The 15189-nt window shown below is 70.3% G+C and carries 16 protein-coding genes and 1 tRNA gene; 13 read left to right on the forward strand and 4 right to left on the reverse strand.

Annotated features, from left to right (window positions below; genetic code table 11):
• Positions 1 to 3: 3 nt before the first annotated feature.
• Positions 4 to 1170 carry an L-rhamnose isomerase gene (gene rhaI, locus CSX12_RS03285; RefSeq protein WP_017204541.1) on the reverse strand — a complete coding sequence of 389 codons (1167 nt, stop codon included), beginning with the start codon at positions 1168 to 1170 and terminating at the stop codon, positions 4 to 6.
• Entirely contained in the window at positions 1167 to 1547 is a 381-nt protein-coding gene (locus CSX12_RS03290; protein ID WP_124894842.1) for an L-rhamnose mutarotase, read from the reverse strand. Before CSX12_RS03290 ends, rhaI begins: the two co-directional genes overlap by 4 nt.
• 144 nt (positions 1548 to 1691) lie before the next feature.
• Here CSX12_RS03290 and CSX12_RS03295 point away from each other — a divergent pair, with 144 nt between their 5' ends.
• Positions 1692 to 2699: a LacI family DNA-binding transcriptional regulator gene (locus tag CSX12_RS03295; RefSeq protein WP_124894843.1), complete on the forward strand. Its 1008-nt coding sequence runs from the start codon at positions 1692 to 1694 to the stop codon at positions 2697 to 2699.
• 31 nt (positions 2700 to 2730) lie between these two features.
• On the opposite strand, the gene CSX12_RS03300 is transcribed toward CSX12_RS03295, so the two are convergent.
• Together CSX12_RS03300 and CSX12_RS03305 are read right to left on the reverse strand one after the other, a co-directional pair.
• Entirely contained in the window at positions 2731 to 5325 is a 2595-nt protein-coding gene (locus CSX12_RS03300) for an alpha-L-rhamnosidase (RefSeq protein ID WP_124894844.1), read from the reverse strand.
• A gap of 32 nt (positions 5326 to 5357) precedes the next feature.
• Positions 5358 to 6068, reverse strand: coding sequence for a potassium channel family protein (locus tag CSX12_RS03305; RefSeq protein WP_124894845.1), 711 nt, complete (start codon positions 6066 to 6068; stop codon positions 5358 to 5360).
• A 119-nt stretch (positions 6069 to 6187) separates the two neighbouring features.
• Here CSX12_RS03305 and CSX12_RS03310 point away from each other — a divergent pair.
• The 12 genes from CSX12_RS03310 (at position 6188) to CSX12_RS03365 (ending at position 15179) form a co-directional block, all read left to right on the forward strand.
• Positions 6188 to 6276, forward strand: a tRNA-Ser gene (locus CSX12_RS03310).
• A 125-nt stretch (positions 6277 to 6401) separates the two neighbouring features.
• On the forward strand, positions 6402 to 8024 hold the full coding sequence (locus CSX12_RS03315; protein ID WP_017204546.1) for a sodium-dependent transporter: 1623 nt from the start codon (positions 6402 to 6404) through the stop codon (positions 8022 to 8024).
• Positions 8021 to 8155 (forward strand): methionine/alanine import family NSS transporter small subunit, encoded by a 135-nt coding sequence (locus tag CSX12_RS03320; protein WP_017204547.1) that lies wholly within the window; start codon positions 8021 to 8023, stop codon positions 8153 to 8155. Before CSX12_RS03315 ends, CSX12_RS03320 begins: the two co-directional genes overlap by 4 nt.
• A gap of 86 nt (positions 8156 to 8241) precedes the next feature.
• Entirely contained in the window at positions 8242 to 9105 is an 864-nt protein-coding gene (locus tag CSX12_RS03325) for an AraC family transcriptional regulator (protein ID WP_124894846.1), read from the forward strand.
• Positions 9106 to 9202: 97 nt separating this feature from the next.
• A complete protein-coding gene (locus tag CSX12_RS03330; RefSeq protein ID WP_124894847.1) occupies positions 9203 to 9838 on the forward strand; it encodes a GyrI-like domain-containing protein in 636 nt (211 codons plus the stop codon).
• Positions 9839 to 9907: 69 nt separating this feature from the next.
• Positions 9908 to 10708, forward strand: a complete 801-nt coding sequence (locus CSX12_RS03335) for a DUF1206 domain-containing protein (protein ID WP_017204550.1) — start codon at positions 9908 to 9910, stop codon at positions 10706 to 10708.
• 50 nt (positions 10709 to 10758) lie between these two features.
• Positions 10759 to 12066 carry a SufS family cysteine desulfurase gene (locus CSX12_RS03340; RefSeq protein WP_124894848.1) on the forward strand — a complete coding sequence of 436 codons (1308 nt, stop codon included), beginning with the start codon at positions 10759 to 10761 and terminating at the stop codon, positions 12064 to 12066.
• A complete protein-coding gene (sufU, locus tag CSX12_RS03345; RefSeq protein WP_017204552.1) occupies positions 12063 to 12497 on the forward strand; it encodes a Fe-S cluster assembly sulfur transfer protein SufU in 435 nt (144 codons plus the stop codon). The genes CSX12_RS03340 and sufU overlap by 4 nt, the downstream gene beginning before the upstream one ends.
• Before the next feature lie 67 nt (positions 12498 to 12564).
• The gene (locus CSX12_RS03350) at positions 12565 to 13203 is read left to right on the forward strand and encodes an NAD(P)-binding domain-containing protein (protein ID WP_124894849.1); all 639 of its coding nucleotides are present in this window, start codon (positions 12565 to 12567) and stop codon (positions 13201 to 13203) included.
• A 104-nt stretch (positions 13204 to 13307) separates the two neighbouring features.
• Positions 13308 to 13973: a GntR family transcriptional regulator gene (locus CSX12_RS03355; RefSeq protein ID WP_124894850.1), complete on the forward strand. Its 666-nt coding sequence runs from the start codon at positions 13308 to 13310 to the stop codon at positions 13971 to 13973.
• A 100-nt stretch (positions 13974 to 14073) separates the two neighbouring features.
• A complete protein-coding gene (locus CSX12_RS03360) occupies positions 14074 to 14319 on the forward strand; it encodes a hypothetical protein (RefSeq protein WP_040568865.1) in 246 nt (81 codons plus the stop codon).
• Positions 14319 to 15179: a hypothetical protein gene (locus CSX12_RS03365; protein WP_124894851.1), complete on the forward strand. Its 861-nt coding sequence runs from the start codon at positions 14319 to 14321 to the stop codon at positions 15177 to 15179. The genes CSX12_RS03360 and CSX12_RS03365 overlap by 1 nt, the downstream gene beginning before the upstream one ends.
• Positions 15180 to 15189: the final 10 nt, after the last annotated feature.

Genomic DNA, 15189 nt, shown 5'->3' on the forward strand with positions numbered 1-15189 from the left:
GGATCAGGCACCCCATCCGGCCTGCACGCCGCCGACGCGCTCCTCGGCGATCCGCTGCTGGTAACCGGATGCGGCGTACGCGGCCATCGGGTCGGCCGCGAGTCCGCGCGACTCGCGCCACTGCGCCAGCGCCGGACGCACGTCCGTGTAGAACGCATCCATGAACACGGCGTTGGCGGCGAGCACATCGCCCGACTTCTGGGCGGCGGTGAGCGCGTCCCGGTCGACGAGCAGAGCGCGCGCGGTCATCTCCTGCACGTTCAGCACGGAGCGGATCTGACCCGGGATCTTGTCCTCGACGTTGTGGCACTGATCCAGCATGAACGCCACGTCGGGGTTGTTGAGGCCGCCACCGCGGATGACCTCGAACAGGATGCGGAAGAGCTGGAACGGATCGGCCGCGCCGACGATCAGGTCGTCGTCGGCGTAGAAGCGCGAGTTGAAGTCGAACGACCCGAGCTTGCCGAGGCGCAGCAACTGCATCACGATGAACTCGATGTTCGTGCCGGGAGCGTGGTGGCCGGTGTCGAGGCACACCATGGCCTTGTCTCCCAGGGCGCTGACCTGGGCGTACGAGGTGCCCCAGTCCGGAACATCGGTGTGGTAGAACGCCGGCTCGAAGAACTTGTACTCCAGCACGAGGCGCTGATCGTCGCCGAGTCGGGCGTAGATCTTCTCCAGCGACTCCTGCAGTCGGTCCTGGCGTCCGCGCAGGTCGGCCTGACCCGGGTAGTTCGAGCCTTCCGCGAGCCAGATCTTGAGGTCGCGACTGCCCGTCGCATCCATGACGTCGATGCACGCGAGGTGGTGATCGATCGCCTTCCGTCGGATCGCCGGGTCTTCGTGGGTGAGGGCGCCGAACTTGTAGTCGTCGTCCTGGAACGTGTTGGAGTTGACCGTGCCGAGGGTGACGCCGTGGTCCTCGGCGTGCTTGCGCAGATCGTCGAACGAGTCGACCAGGTCCCACGGGATGTGCAGCGCGACGGAGGGGGCGAGGGCGGTGTAGGCGTTGACCTGCGCCGCGTCGGCGATCTTCTCGTACGGGTCGCGGGGAGTGCCGGGGGTTCCGAAGACCTTGAACCGGGTCCCGGAGTTGCCGAACGCCCAGCTGGGCAGCTCGATGCTCTGCTTCTCGAGCTCTGCGAGGGTGTCGGGGGAGAGGATGCTCACGGTGCGCTGCTTTCGTCGTCGATGCGGATGAGGGCGGTCTCGCCGACGGCGGCGAGCTGGTCTTCGAGGTGGAACACCTCGGTGAGGGGGGTGGTCGCCTGGTCGGGGCGGCCGTCGAGATCGACGAAGAACCTGCTCATCTCGGCTTCCCAGCGGGCGGCGATCGGCGACGCGGCGAGGTGCGCCTGCGCGGCGGCGTCGTCATCGGTCTCGTAGTAGCCGAAGAGCGTGCCGCCCTCGCCGAGGAACAGCGTGTAGTTGCGCCGGCCGGCGCGAGCGATCTCGGCCAGCATCTCCGGCCATACGGGGGCATGGCGTTCGAGGTATTCGTCGAGCAGCTCGGGACGGATCGTCAGCTGGAAGCCGATGCGCTCCATGATGCCTCCGCCTTTCTGACTCCTGTGGCATGAATCGTTTCAACCGCCATGCTATGCGGCGACCCGCATACCCGTCAAGATCGGGCCGCCCTTGGCAGGTGCCGTACACTCACGGACAGCATCCGAGAGCGGCGAGGAGCAGGTGTGGCAGTGAGCGTACGGGACGTCGCGGCGGCGGCGGGAGTGTCGGTCGGCACGGTCTCGAACGTCATGAACCAGCCGGACAAGGTCGCGGCCGCGACCGTCACCCGGGTGCAGGCCGTGATCGCCGAGCTCGGATTCGTGCGCAACGACGCTGCGCGCCAACTGCGCGCAGGGCGCAGCCGCAGCATCGGGCTCGTCGTCCCCGACGCCGGCAACCCCTTCTTCGCGGATGTCGCGCGCGGCGCGGAGGCCCGTGCTGACGAGGACCTCCTCGCGGTGCTGCTCGGCAACAGCGACGAGAACCCCGCGCGCGAGGACAACTATCTGGATCTGTTCCGCGAGCAGCGGGTCAACGGCGTGCTCATCACCCCGTCCTCCGAAGACGTCGACAAGCTGGTGCGCGTGCAGGCGGCAGGCACCCCGGTCGTGCTCGTGGACCACGAGGTGCCCGGATCCGCGTTCTGCTCCGTCTCGGTCGACGACGTCGAAGGGGGCCTGCTCGCCGCCCGACATCTGCTGGCCATCGGTCGCCGACGGCTCGCCTTCGTCGGCGGCCCCGCGGAGATCGCCCAGGTCGCCAACAGACTCCAGGGCGCCCGACGCGCTGTCGATGAGGTGCCCGGCGCGAGCCTGGAGGTGATCCGGATGCCCGCCCTCACGGTTCTGCACGGGCGGGAGGCGGGCGAGCGGATCGCGGCGCGGACGGCGGGGGAGCGCCCGGACGGGATCTTCGCCGCGAACGACCTGCTCGCCGTCGGACTGCTGCAGGCGCTGACCATGCTGCGCACCGTGCGCGTGCCGGAGGATATCGCCCTCGTCGGCTACGACGACATCGACTTCGCGACCGCGACCGTCGTCCCGCTGACCTCCGTACGGCAGCCGGCGCAGCTGATCGGTCGCACTGCGGTCGAGCTGCTGCTGCGGTCGATCAGCGATCCGGACGGCGACTACGAGCGCCGGGTGCGCTTCCGCCCCGAGTTGGTCGTGCGACAGTCCACGACCGGCTGAGATCGCGCGTCGAACCGGGGGCGTCGGACGATCAGAGCGGCAGGCGCACGGACCTCGTGTGCGCACCGTGGCCGAGCTGCTCGACGGCAGCGCCCGGCAGGTCGAGTTCGGCGGTGGTCCCGACCGGGACGACGACGTCGACAGCGAGCTCATCGCCGTGGAGTTCCCAGGAGATGGCCGCTTCACCATAGGGCGTGCGCTGTCGTGCCGAGGCGCGTGTGAGCCCGCCGCCGGGCCGCGGGGCGAAGCGGATGCGGCGGTAGCCCGGCTGCGCAGAGGCCAGCCCTGCCACGCTGCGGTGCAGCCAGTCGGCCACGGCTCCGAGGGCGTAGTGGTTGAACGAGGTCATCGTTCCGGGATTCACGGTGCCGTCGGGGCGCAGCGCATCCCACCGCTCCCAGACCGTCGTCGCCCCCTGCACCACCTGGTACAGCCACGACGGACACTCCCGCTCCAGCAGCAGGTCGTAGGCGGTGTCGGCGTGTCCGGTCAGGGTGAGGGCGTCGCACACCAGCGGTGTGCCGACGAATCCCGTCGCGATGCGGTTGCCCGCAGCCCGCACGAGGGCGGCGAGGCGGGCTCCTGCGGTGGCGCGATGCTTCTCGTCGGGGAGCAGGTCGAAGACGATGGCGAGCGCGTAGGCGGTCTGGGCGTCCGAGGTCATGGTGCCGTCCGGGCGGACGTAGGCGGCGCGGAAGGCGGCGGTGACCTCGTCGGCGAGCGAGCCGTAGTGCGCGGCCTCCGCGCCCAGGCCGAGCACACCGGCCATGTCGGCGACCGCTCGGGCCGACCGGGCGAAGTACGCCGTCGCGACGAGGTGGCGATCGGTCCGCCCCGCGCCCGGATCCTGCGGGGGAGCCGCAGGGTCGAGCCAATCCCCGAGCTGGAAGCCCTCGTCCCAGACGCGGTCGGCTCCGGCCACCGACTCGACCTTGTCGACCCAGCGTCTGGCGCTGTCGAACTGCGCGTCGAGCACGCCGGCATCCCCGAACCGCCGATACAGGGTCCAGGGCAGCAGCGTCGCCACATCGCCCCAGGCGGCGCCCGGCCGGATCGGCGACCACACCTTGTGCGTGGGGATCACCGGAACGAACCACGGCACCGTCCCGTCGGACAGCTGCTCGGCTTCGACGTCCCGCAGCCAGCCCGTCAGCATCCCGGCGACGTCGAACAGCGTCGCGGCCGTCGGCCCGAACACCTGGATGTCACCGGTCCAGCCGACGCGCTCGTCCCGCTGCGGGCAGTCGGTCGGGATGTCGACGAAGTTTCCCCGCATGCCCCAGACGACGTTGCGGTGCAGCTGCTCGACCAGCGGGTCGGAGCACGCGAACCAGCCGGTCCGCTCGAAGTCGGTGTGGAGGACCCGGGCGGTGAGCGCGCCCGCTGCGGCGTCGGCGTCGAGGTCACCGGGCCATCCCGACACCTCGGCGTACCGGAACCCGTGGAACGTGAACCGCGGCTCCCACTCCTCGCCCTCCGGTCTCCCGGCGAGCGTGTAATGGTCCGCGGATCGCGCGCTGCGCAGCGGACGCGTGTAGAGCTCGCCGTCCTGCAGCACCTCGGCCGTGCGCAGCGACACGGTGGCGCCGGACGGACCGGAGACGCGGATGCGGATGCGGCCGACGAGGTTCTGTCCGAAATCGAGGATGCGCGCGCCGCTGGGCGCGGTGAGCACGGCCAGCGGCGACACCTCCTCGGTGATGCGGACCGGAGGCCCCGTGGGAGCCACCAGCGTGCGCGGGTCGCGGGCGCGCACGCTCACCGGGAGCCAGCCGCTGTCATCGAAAGAGCCCGTCGACCAGTCGGGGATCTCCCGGCGGGCGTCGTAGTCCTCGCCGTCGTAGATGCCCGACCGCAGGATCGGCGAGAGCGTCGCCCGCCACGTCGCATCGGACGCGACCGTCTGCCGCCGTCCGTCGGTGTAGGTGATCTCCAGCTGTCCGAGGAACGACAGGTCGCTCCCGAAGATGTTCCTGGTGCCCCCGCGCCAGCCGAGCCGCCCGCGATACCAGCCGTCGCCCAGCCAGGCCCCGATCGCGTTCTCGCCCTCGGCGAGCAGGTCCGTCACGTCGTAGGTGTAGTAGCGGAGGCGCGACCGATAGACGGTCCAGCCTGGAGAGAGGGTGTCCGAGCCGACCCGGCGGCCGTTGACCTCGGCTTCGCACAGGCCGTGCGCGCTGGCGTAGAGCCGGGCGTCGGCGACCTCTCCATCGACGCGGAACCCTCGGCGCACCAGGGTCGCGCGACGGGCGTCGCTCTCCGGGTCCTCGTCGAGATCGGCTCCGACCGGTCGCGCCGTCCAGTCCTCGGCGCGGAGCAGCCCGGTCTCGACGCGGGTCTCCGGGCCGGCGGCGGACCACACGCCGTCGGCGCCCTGCACCGCGACGCGCACGCCCACCCGTTCCCGGGAGCCCAGCGGGCGGCTCGGCCACGGGACGAGCACCTGCTCGGCGGAAGCGACCTCGAACGTCTCCTCGGCGCCCGGACGGATCACGGTCACGGCGTAGCGCGCCTGGTGCCAGCCCTCCGGTGCATCCGACAGCGTCCAGCTCAGACGCGGACGGGATTCGCCGATGCCGAACGGCTCCCGATGGTGTTCGATCCGGGGCGCGGAGACGGTGGTCATGTTCTCATCCTCGCCGAGCGGGGGCGTTCCTCTCAGGCGGGTGTGGGCGTGCCGCGCCCTGCGCTCGAGCCGCGCATGATCCGGGCGACCGCCGTGATGAGGAACAGCTGCCCCGTGATGGCCTCGGCGATCGCGACCGCCTGACCGCCGGTGCCGACCGGCACGAGGTTGCCGTACCCCGTGGTCGTCAGCGCCGTGAACGAGAAGAACAGCTGATTGCCGAGGGAATCCGGGTTCCCGGAGCCGAACAGCGGATCGGGGGCGATCTGCGACATCAGGTTGTACACGAACGCGAAGAACATGCCGACGAGGATGTAGGCGGTGACCGCGGCGAGGAGCGCCTCGAGGTCGAGCCCGCGACGCGTCACCTGGTGCGCGATGATCACCCAGGGAGCGACCAGCAGGGCGATCATCGACGCGGCCGACAGCGGGATGGCCAGCACGGGACCGTCGGCGCCGAGCGCTCCGGCCACGATCGCCGCGAGACCGGCGGCGGAGAGCACGACCCAGGACACCCGCTGCGCGATCCGACTCGCTCCCGTGACGGAGAACACGACGGCGACGGTCGCGAGCATCGGGAGGAACGCCCACGGACTCGGATCGGTGCTCGGCTGCACGGCGCAGAGTCCGTAAGACACCACCAGCAGCGCGAGCACCACGCCGTATCCCGTCGCCCGCCTCGTCCACAGTCCCTCGCGCGCCTCGACGGATGGTCCGCCCGACGCCAACGGCATCCCGGTCATGCGGTCAGTATCCCAGGCGGTTCCGGCTCGGCGGGGAGGTGGGGACACGCTCGGTTCGTGTCCGATCATCAGACCCGTTATGATGGCTAGGTGCATCCGTACTTTCGGGTCGGGTGCCTGGAGACGTCGCATAGTCCGGCCGAGTGCACCACCCTGCTAAGGTGGAGTCCCCTCACGGGGACCAGGGGTTCAAATCCCCTCGTCTCCGCAGAAGAACCCCCGCTCCGGCGGGGGTTTTCTCGTTGACTCAGCGGTCGTCGCGCGCCGGGCTCTTGGTCGGCGAAACCGGTGTCGAGTGGGAATCGGGTCCGGCCCTCCGGTAGTCTCGCCCGCATGCCCACCGCAACGACGCAGACCCCGAGACGCGAGGCCTTCGGCTCTCGGAACGTGTTCATCCTCTCCGCGATCGGCTCGGCTGTCGGCCTGGGGAACATCTGGAGATTCCCCTACGTCGCGTACGAGGGCGGCGGCGGGGCGTTCCTCATCCCGTACCTGTGCGCCCTGCTCACGGCAGGCATCCCTCTGCTGTTCTTCGACTACGCGATCGGACACCGGTTCCGCGGCTCGGCGCCGCTGGCATTCCGCCGCCTGCACCGCGCGGCGGAGCCGCTGGGGTGGTGGCAGGTCCTCATCTGCGTCGTGATCGCCGTGTACTACGCGGTCATCATCGCGTGGGCGGCCATGTACACCTGGTTCTCGGCGCAGCTGACCTGGGGACCGGGGAACGAGGACGCCTTCTTCGCCGGTGACTTCCTGCGCTCCGAGTCCGTCGCGGACGTCGGCGTCTCCACCCAGTTCGTGCCGCAGGTGGGTCTCCCCCTCGTGGTGGTGTGGCTGGTCGTGATCGTCATCATGGCGCTGGGCGTGAAGCGGGGCATCGGCCGCGCGAACATGATCCTGATGCCGCTGCTGACCGTGATGTTCGCGATCCTCGTCGTGCAGTCGCTGTTCCTGCCCGGCGCGATGGACGGTCTCGACGCGTTCTTCGCCCCGAACTGGGAGGCGCTGGCGGATCCGGGAGTCTGGGCGTCGGCATACGGACACATCTTCTTCTCGCTCTCGGTCGCCTTCGGCATCATGGTGACCTACTCCTCGTACCTCAAGCGCAAGACCGACCTCACCGGCTCCGGTCTCGTGGTCGCTTTCGCGAACTCCGGGTTCGAGATCCTCGCCGGCATCGGCGTGTTCGCAGCACTCGGGTTCATGGCCCAGGCCCAGGGCACGGATGTCGCCGGGGTGGCGACCTCCGGCATCGGTCTGGCCTTCGTGGCGTTCCCGACGATCGTCTCGCAGGCGACGGGCGGCTCCATCATCGGCGTGCTGTTCTTCGGGGCGCTGGTCTTCGCCGGGGTGACCTCGCTGATCTCGATCCTCGAGGTGATCGTCGCGGCTCTGCAGGACAAGCTCGGTTGGGCCCGGGTCCGCACGACGCTCACCGTGGCGATCCCGCTCGCGCTCGTGTCGTTGGCGCTGTTCTCGACGACGACGGCGCTGACGGTGCTCGACACCGTCGACGCCTTCGTGAACTCCTTCGGGATCATGGCCGTCGCGCTGATCGCCGTGATCGTGGTGGCCTGGCTCCTGCACAAGCTCCCCGCGCTGGTCGAGCACCTGAACCGCCGCTCCAGCTTCCGCGTGGGCACCGTCTGGAAGCTGCTCGTCGGCGTGCTCGCCCCGATCGTGCTCGGCTACCTCTTCATCAGCGAGCTGATCGCGAAGATCTCCGAGCCGTACAGCGGCTACCCGGTGTGGTTCCTCGCCGTGTTCGGCTGGGGCATGGTGGTCGCCCTGGTCGTGCTGGCGCTGCTGCTGTCGGCCGTGCCGTGGAGCAGACGCTCCCATGCGAAGGACGACCCTGAGTACGACCGGTTCCTGGCTCAGGAGGAGTACGCGCCCGACGCGGAGACCTCGGCCATCCCGACGCTCGGGACGACCACGAAGGGAGCGGGAGCATGAGCCCGATCGCGATCATCATGATGATCATCGCCATGGTCACGGTATGGGGCGGGCTGATCGCCGCCATCGTGAACCTCGCGCGGCACCCGGAAGCAGCGGAGTCGGAGCCGGCGCCGCCCGTCGAGCTCTGACGCCGCGGCGAGCCGATCGCATCCGGCAGGAGAAGTCGGGTGCGCGCGAGGCGACGCGGAGACGATGGTGAGGAAAGGAGGACCTCATGATCGCCACGCTCAACGCCCTGGTCGACCTGGTCGAATCGGATCACGCCGCGGAGCTCGACGTCGACGCGTTCGCTCACGCGCACGGGACGACCGAGTACCACCTGCGACGGATGTTCTCGGCGCTGGCCGGCATGCCGCTCTCGGAGTACGTGCGCCGTCGTCGGATGACGCTCGCCGGTGCGGAGCTCGCGTCCGGGGCGGGGAACCTGCTCGACGTGGCCGTGCGCCACGGGTACGGCTCGACCGAGGCGTTCGGCCGCGCGTTCCGTGCCGTGCACGGGATCGGGCCCGCGGATGCGCGGCGAGACGGGGGTCCTCTCCGCACACAACCCACGCTCCGGTTCCGCCTGAGCGTCGAAGGGAGCACCCGCATGGATGTCACCATCGTCCACCAGCCCGCATTCGTCCTCACCGGCCACGCCGTCGAGGTCCCGCTCATCCACCAGGGAGTCAATCCGCACATCCAGGCGCACATCGCGGCTCTCCCCGCAGAGGAGCACCAGCGGCTCAAGGCGCTCGGCGACGCGGAGCCGGCAGGCATCCTCGCCGTCACCGCCGGCATCGACCCGGACGCACCGGAGGGCAGCATGCTCACCTACCTGCACGGTGTCGCGCTGTCGGCCTCGACGCCCGTGCCGGACGACCTCGATGCGATGTCTGTCGAGGAGGGGTCGTGGGCGGTCTTCGCGGCACGCGGACCGTTCCCGCAGACTCTGCAGGACCTCTGGGCGGCGACCGCGACCGAGTGGTTCCCGTCGAATCCCTGGCGGCTGCGACCGGGGCCCTCGATCGTGCGCTATCTCGAGTTCAGCGGCGACTTCGCCTCGTGCGAGCTCTGGCTGCCGGTCGAGCACGCCTGACGGCGACAGCGGGGAGCGACGGTCCGTTCCTCCCCGCTGTCGGACCTCCCTGTCACACTGGGCCCACGACCAGAGCGCACCAGTCAGGAGGCCCGTCATGGCGGCGATCGACCCCAAGAAGACCATCGATGCGTATCGCGCCAAGCGGGGAGAGTTCCGTGTCCTCGACGTGCCGCCGCTGCAGTATCTGATGATCGACGGCAGCGGAGACCCGAACACGGCGCCCGCGTACGCGGAGGCCGTGTCGGCGCTGTTCCCCCTCGCCTACACGCTGAAGTTCGCCAGCCGGACCGAGCTCGGGATCGACACCGTGGTCATGCCGCTCGAAGGGCTGTGGCACGCCGACGACATGGAGTCGTTCACCTCTCGGCGCGACAAATCCGCGTGGGAATGGACGCTCCTGCTCCTGGTGGGAGACCACGTGACGAGGCCGATGTTCGCCGACGCCGTCGAGACCGTCGCCCGCAAGGCCGAGAAGAAGAAGGAGCCGCTCCCCGCGCTGTCGAGGGTGCGGCTGGAGACGCTCGCCGAGGGACGATGCGTGCAGACGCTGCACGTCGGGCCGTTCGACGACGAGGGGCCGGTGCTCGACGAACTGCATCACCGCTTCATCCCGGAGAACGGCCTGAGGATGACGGGCCGGCATCACGAGATCTACCTGAGCGACGTGCGGCGCACCGACCCGGCGAAGCTGCGCACCATCCTCCGGCAGCCGGTCGCGGCCGCCGACTAGGTCTCCGGTCGAGAACGCCGGAATGCAACCCCCTCTTCGGCGGCGCTCCGCCGGGATACCCTTCCCTTCATGAGCACGGTCAAGCACGCGGCGCGCGTGGCGAAGGACTCCACGGCGTTCCGACGCATCGCCCGTGCCGGGTTCGTGGTGCTCGGACTGATCCACGTCATCATCGGCTCCATCGCGATCTCGATCGCCGCCGGCGGATCGGGTGACGCCGACCAGGACGGGGCGATGGAGCAGGTGCGGAACAATCCGATCGGCGGTCTGCTGCTCCTGCTGATCGCCGCAGGGCTGATCGCCCTCGCCGTCTGGCAGATCGCGAGCGCGTTCCTCGCCGCCGACCCCGCCGAGACGAAGAAATGGGGACAGCGCCTCAAGCTCTTCGGCATCGCGGGCGCCTACCTGGTCATCGGGGGACTCGCGCTGGTCTACGCCGTCGGCGGGCATGCGGAGTCCGAGGAGGCTTCGAAGACGCTCAGTCAGGTGGTGCTCGCGGCACCGGGAGGCGTCGCGCTGCTGGTGATCGTCGGGCTGTCCGTGATCGGCGTGGGCGTCGGATTCGTGGTCAGCGCGATCATGCGATCGTTCGAGAAACTGCTCGACATGCCGACCGGCGCAGCGCGCGGCGGCATCATCGCTCTCGGCGTCATCGGCTACCTGGGCAAGGGCGTCGCCGTCGGAGTGACCGGTGTGCTATTCGTGGTGGCCGCCGTCACGCAGGACCCCGACAAGGCGGCCGGGCTGGACGCCGCGCTGCACAGTCTCCTGGACCTGCCGTTCGGTCGTCTCGTCCTGGGTGCGGTCGGGGCCGGCTTCGCGATCTACGGCGTCTTCTGCATTGCCAGGGCGCGGTTCGCGCGGATGTGACCGAACGCCTCCGCCGCCCCAGGGTGCTCGGCGGATGGGAGACTGGAGGGATGAGCGCTTCTCCCGGAGTCGACGTCGTCGCCCCCCTGACCGAGGACGAGGTGCGGCGCATCCGCGCCGACTTCCCCATCCTCGGCACCGACGTGAACGGGCATCCTCTCGCCTACCTCGACTCGGGGGCGACCTCGCAGCGTCCGTCGGCCGTGTTGGACGCCGAGCGCGAGTTCGCGACCACCAGGAACTCGGCGGTGCACCGCGGTGCGCACACGCTCGCGGCCGAGGCGACGGAGCTCTTCGAAGACGCCAGGGCCACGGTCGCCCGCTTCGTCGGGGCGGACGAGGACGAGATCGTCTGGACCTCGAACGCCACCGAGGCCATCAACCTCGTCGCCTACTCCCTGTCGAACGCCTCCCTCGGGCGCGGTGGGGCGCAGGCCGAGCCCCTCCGGCTCCGCGCGGGCGACGACATCGTCACCACGGAGATGGAGCACCACGCGAACCTCATCCCGTGGCAGGAGCTGGCCGCGCGCACGGGTGCCACGCTGAAGGTCATCCCCCTCGACGACGACGGCGCCCTTCGCCTCGACATCGCCGCCGAACTGATCGGCCCACGCACGAAGCTGGTCGCGTTCACGCACGTCTCCAACGTCCTCGGCGTGGTCAACCCGGTCGATCGCCTCGTCGCCCTGGCGCGAGAGGTCGGCGCTCTGACGCTGCTGGACGCCTGCCAGTCGGCGCCGCACCTACCGCTGGACGTGCGCGCGCTCGGGGTCGACTTGGCCGTGCTGTCGGGGCACAAGATGCTCGGCCCCACCGGCATCGGTGCCCTCTACGGGCGTCGCGACCTGCTCGCCGCCATGCCCCCGTTCCTGACGGGTGGCTCGATGATCACCACGGTGACGACGACCGAGGCCGAGTACCTTCCGCCGCCGCAGCGGTTCGAGGCGGGGACGCAGCGGGTGTCCCAGGCCATCGCGCTCGCCGCCGCCATCGACTACCTGACGGCCGTCGGGATGCCGCGCATCGCCGCCCACGAAGCCGCCTTCGGTCGCCTTCTGGTCGAGGGTCTCGGTGCGATCGACGGAGTGCGCGTGCTCGGCGCCGGCATCGACCTGCCGCGCGTGGGCCTGGCGAGCTTCGACGTCGCCGGCATCCACTCGCACGACGTGGGTCAGTACCTCGACGACCTCGGCATCGCGGTGCGCGTCGGCCACCACTGCGCCCAGCCGCTGCACCGGCGTCTCGGTGTGACCTCGTCGACACGGGCGAGCACCTACCTGTACACCACGGACGCCGAGGTGGACGCCGTGATCGACGGCGTCGCCGGAGCGATCGAGTTCTTCCGGAGGGGCGCATGAGCGACCTGCAGAACCTGTATCAGGAACTGATCCTCGACCACTCCCGCACGCCGCACGGTTACGGTCTGCGGGACGAGATCGCGGCGCAGTCCCACCAGCTCAACCCCACGTGCGGCGACGAGATCACGCTGCAGGTGCATCGCGCGGCCGACGGCTCGGTGGAGGCGATCGCGTGGGAGGGCCACGGCTGCGCGATCTCTCAGGCGTCGGCGTCGCTGCTCGCCGAACTGGCCGAAGGACTCACGGTGGCGGAGCTCGAGGTGCGGATCGCGGCCTTCCGCGAGGCGATGCGCTCCCGCGGGAAGATCGAGCCCGACGAGGAGCTGCTGGGCGATGCGGCCGCTCTCGGCGGGGTCTCGAAATACGTCGCGCGCGTCAAGTGCGCCATGCTCGCCTGGGTCGCCGCGGAGGACGCGCTCGCCCGCAGCTGACGGCCGTCGACTTGTCCCGCACGGAGTCAGCGGGGAATAGTCGTCGCTCTCGCGCGTTGGGGCGAGCATGACAACTCTCGGAATCATCGGTGCAGGAAACATCGGCAGCCAGGTCGCGCGCGTCGCGGTGGCGAACGGCTACGACGTCGTGATCGCGAACTCGCGCGGGCCGGAGACGCTCGCCGACCTCGTCGCGGAACTCGGACCCCGCGCGAAGGCCGCCACGGCGGAGGAAGCGGCAGCGGCCGCGGACGTCGCGGTGGTCACCGTGCCCCTGCGTGCGATCGATCAGCTCCCGGCCGAACAGCTCGCGGGGAAGATCGTGCTCGACACCAACAACTACTACTTCGAGCGCGACGGCCACATCGAAGCGCTGGACAAGGGCGAGACCACCACCTCGGAGCTCGTGCAGCGCGCCCTTCCCTCCTCGAAGATCGCGAAGGCGTTCAACCACATCTTCGCGTCCGAGATCACGACCGACGGCGCGCCGGCGGGGACCCCGAACCGGCGTGCCCTCGCCACGGCGGGAGACGACGAGGCTGTCGCCTTCGTGACGCGGTTCTACGACGAGGCGGGTTTCGACACCGTCAACATCGGTCCGCTGAGCGCGTCCTGGCGGGCCGAGCGCGACCGCCCGGCATACGTGGTGCGCCAGAACGCCGAGGAACTGACGGCGAACCTGGCGAAGGCCAACCGCCTGCCCTGACGCGCCTCTCCGGTGCGGGCGGGGTGACCGACCCGCCCGCACCGCCCCGGGCGTGTTGGGATACCAAAGTTGAGGATCCCCGACCGAAGTGCAAGAATGCCCAGATGGCGGGGGCTGTGGGGGCACGGGGCGAGCTGGAGTCGGTCAGGGTCACGAGGATTCTGCGCGACGACATCATCCTCGGCCGACGCGCGCCCGGATCCCGACTGGTGGAGCGGGACATCGCCGCCGAGCTCCACGTGTCACGGCTTCCCGTGCGCGAGGCCATCCGCACCCTCGTCGCCGAGGGCGTGGTGGTCGCCCGGCCGCGCACCTGGGCGGTGGTGCGCGAGTTCACCTACCGCGACATCCGTGACTTCGCCGAGGTCCGCGAGGCGATCGAGACCCTGATCTTCGTGTTCGCGGCCGAGCGCCACGATGAGACGGGGATCGCCCGCCTCCGCGACGCCTACGAGCGCGAGCTCGCTGCCGCGCTGGTGGACGACTCGGAGACCGCTCGGATCGCGGCGGCGGAGTTCCACGAGATCGCGGTCGAGCTCGCCGGGAACGAGATGCTCGCGGAGCTCATCGCGGTGTTCCTCACGCGCCTTCGCTGGCTCTTCGGACAGCATGACGACCTCGTCGCGATGGCGGACGAGCACCGGATCATCCTCGACGCGGTCATCGCCCGCGATGCCGACGCGCTGCGCCGGATCGTTCCCGCGCACCTGGCCAGCGGTCAGTCGGCCGCCGAGCGGCGGCTCGCCGGCGACGGCGACCTCGTGATCTGACGAGCCGTCGGGCGAGATCGGGGACGACAGACGCGGCCCCGGTTGTATATTGGTGCGATCGGAGTGGGTCCGGAACTGTTGCGCTGTCCTGGGGAGCGAGATGCGAAGTCTTGCTGTCGCTGTCGGATGCCTGTTGCTGGTCGGCGGTGTCGCGCTCGTCGCGATCGCCGATCAGGAGCGTCTGACGGCGCTCGCCGCGGTCAAGGCGGAGATCGTCCGCGTCGAGCGCGCTCTGGACGACTCGCGAGGTCAGAACCTCGAACTCGCGGAGCGGCTCACCGAGCTCCGCGCGCAGATCGCCCAGCAGGACGCGGATCTCGCTGACACGACCGGGTTCCTGCCGTGATGCGACGCGCGCTGGCGGTCACCGTCGCGCTGGCGGTCGTTCTGGCTGCGGGAGTCCTCGCCCGTGCCGAGGGCCTCGACGCAGAGCGGGCGGAGGCGGTGGCGGAGCTCCGCGCACTCGCCGACCAGCGTCAGGACGCGGCCCAGCGCACGGACCACCTGGCCGGCTCCGTCGAGAGGGCCGAGCAGGATTCCGCCGACAGGGCGTCCGTGCTCGCGGCGCGCCCCGCATTCCTCACCGAGATCGCCGCGCTGAGCACCGCGCTCAGCGGGGCGACCGGGATGGTCGACACCTCGGCGCACCGCGCCGCGGCGCTCTCGGCTCAGCAGACCGTGCTGGCTGAGAAGGAGAACCCCGACACGGTCGCCGCGGCCACCGCGACCGTCCACGCCCTCGCCGAGAAGATCGGCACCCAGGTCGCTTCGTGGCAGGCCGCGCAGAGCTCCGGACCCGGAGGTCCCGCCTGGAGTTCCAGCGGGCCGAGCGGCTACGCGCGGGTGCGGGCGGCTCTCGACCTGGTCGGCGGCGGCGGGGTCGGACTCTACGAGTCCTCCTCGTGCGCCGGCGGCAACGCTCCGGCGTGCGCCAACAGCAACGGGTACATCAAGTACCGGGCGGACATCGTGAACTGGAGCAGCGGCCGGCTGAACTGGGCGATGGCCCACGAGCTGGCCCACATCTACCAGTTCCGGGTGTGGGGAGCTCTCACGTCGTCGTCGGCCTACGGCTCGCTGTTCGGCGGCGACCCCGAGTTCCTCGCCAACTGCATGGCCGTGGTGCGCGGCTACGCCGGATCCGTCGGCTGCAACGGCGACCAGCAGGCCTGGGCATCCGGCATCTGGGTGGGCGCCGTCCGCTGACAGACCGGCC

The organism is Microbacterium sp. Y-01, assembly GCF_003856715.1.
Lineage (GTDB): Bacteria > Actinomycetota > Actinomycetes > Actinomycetales > Microbacteriaceae > Microbacterium > Microbacterium algeriense.

Bases quoted from the DNA above. Each gene is read 5' to 3' on its own strand.
- CSX12_RS03290 (WP_124894842.1), bottom strand. From the start codon at position 1,547: ATGGAGCGCATCGGCTTCCAGCTGACGATCCGTCCCGAGCTGCTCGAC.
- CSX12_RS03300 (WP_124894844.1), bottom strand. From the start codon at position 5,325: ATGACCACCGTCTCCGCGCCCCGGATCGAACACCATCGGGAGCCGTTC.
- CSX12_RS03305 (WP_124894845.1), bottom strand. From the start codon at position 6,068: ATGACCGGGATGCCGTTGGCGTCGGGCGGACCATCCGTCGAGGCGCGC.
- CSX12_RS03315 (WP_017204546.1), top strand. From the start codon at position 6,402: ATGCCCACCGCAACGACGCAGACCCCGAGACGCGAGGCCTTCGGCTCT.
- CSX12_RS03320 (WP_017204547.1), top strand. From the start codon at position 8,021: ATGAGCCCGATCGCGATCATCATGATGATCATCGCCATGGTCACGGTA.
- CSX12_RS03325 (WP_124894846.1), top strand. From the start codon at position 8,242: ATGATCGCCACGCTCAACGCCCTGGTCGACCTGGTCGAATCGGATCAC.
- CSX12_RS03330 (WP_124894847.1), top strand. From the start codon at position 9,203: ATGGCGGCGATCGACCCCAAGAAGACCATCGATGCGTATCGCGCCAAG.
- CSX12_RS03335 (WP_017204550.1), top strand. From the start codon at position 9,908: ATGAGCACGGTCAAGCACGCGGCGCGCGTGGCGAAGGACTCCACGGCG.
- CSX12_RS03340 (WP_124894848.1), top strand. From the start codon at position 10,759: ATGAGCGCTTCTCCCGGAGTCGACGTCGTCGCCCCCCTGACCGAGGAC.
- sufU (WP_017204552.1), top strand. From the start codon at position 12,063: ATGAGCGACCTGCAGAACCTGTATCAGGAACTGATCCTCGACCACTCC.
- CSX12_RS03350 (WP_124894849.1), top strand. From the start codon at position 12,565: ATGACAACTCTCGGAATCATCGGTGCAGGAAACATCGGCAGCCAGGTC.
- CSX12_RS03355 (WP_124894850.1), top strand. From the start codon at position 13,308: ATGGCGGGGGCTGTGGGGGCACGGGGCGAGCTGGAGTCGGTCAGGGTC.
- CSX12_RS03360 (WP_040568865.1), top strand. From the start codon at position 14,074: ATGCGAAGTCTTGCTGTCGCTGTCGGATGCCTGTTGCTGGTCGGCGGT.
- CSX12_RS03365 (WP_124894851.1), top strand. From the start codon at position 14,319: ATGCGACGCGCGCTGGCGGTCACCGTCGCGCTGGCGGTCGTTCTGGCT.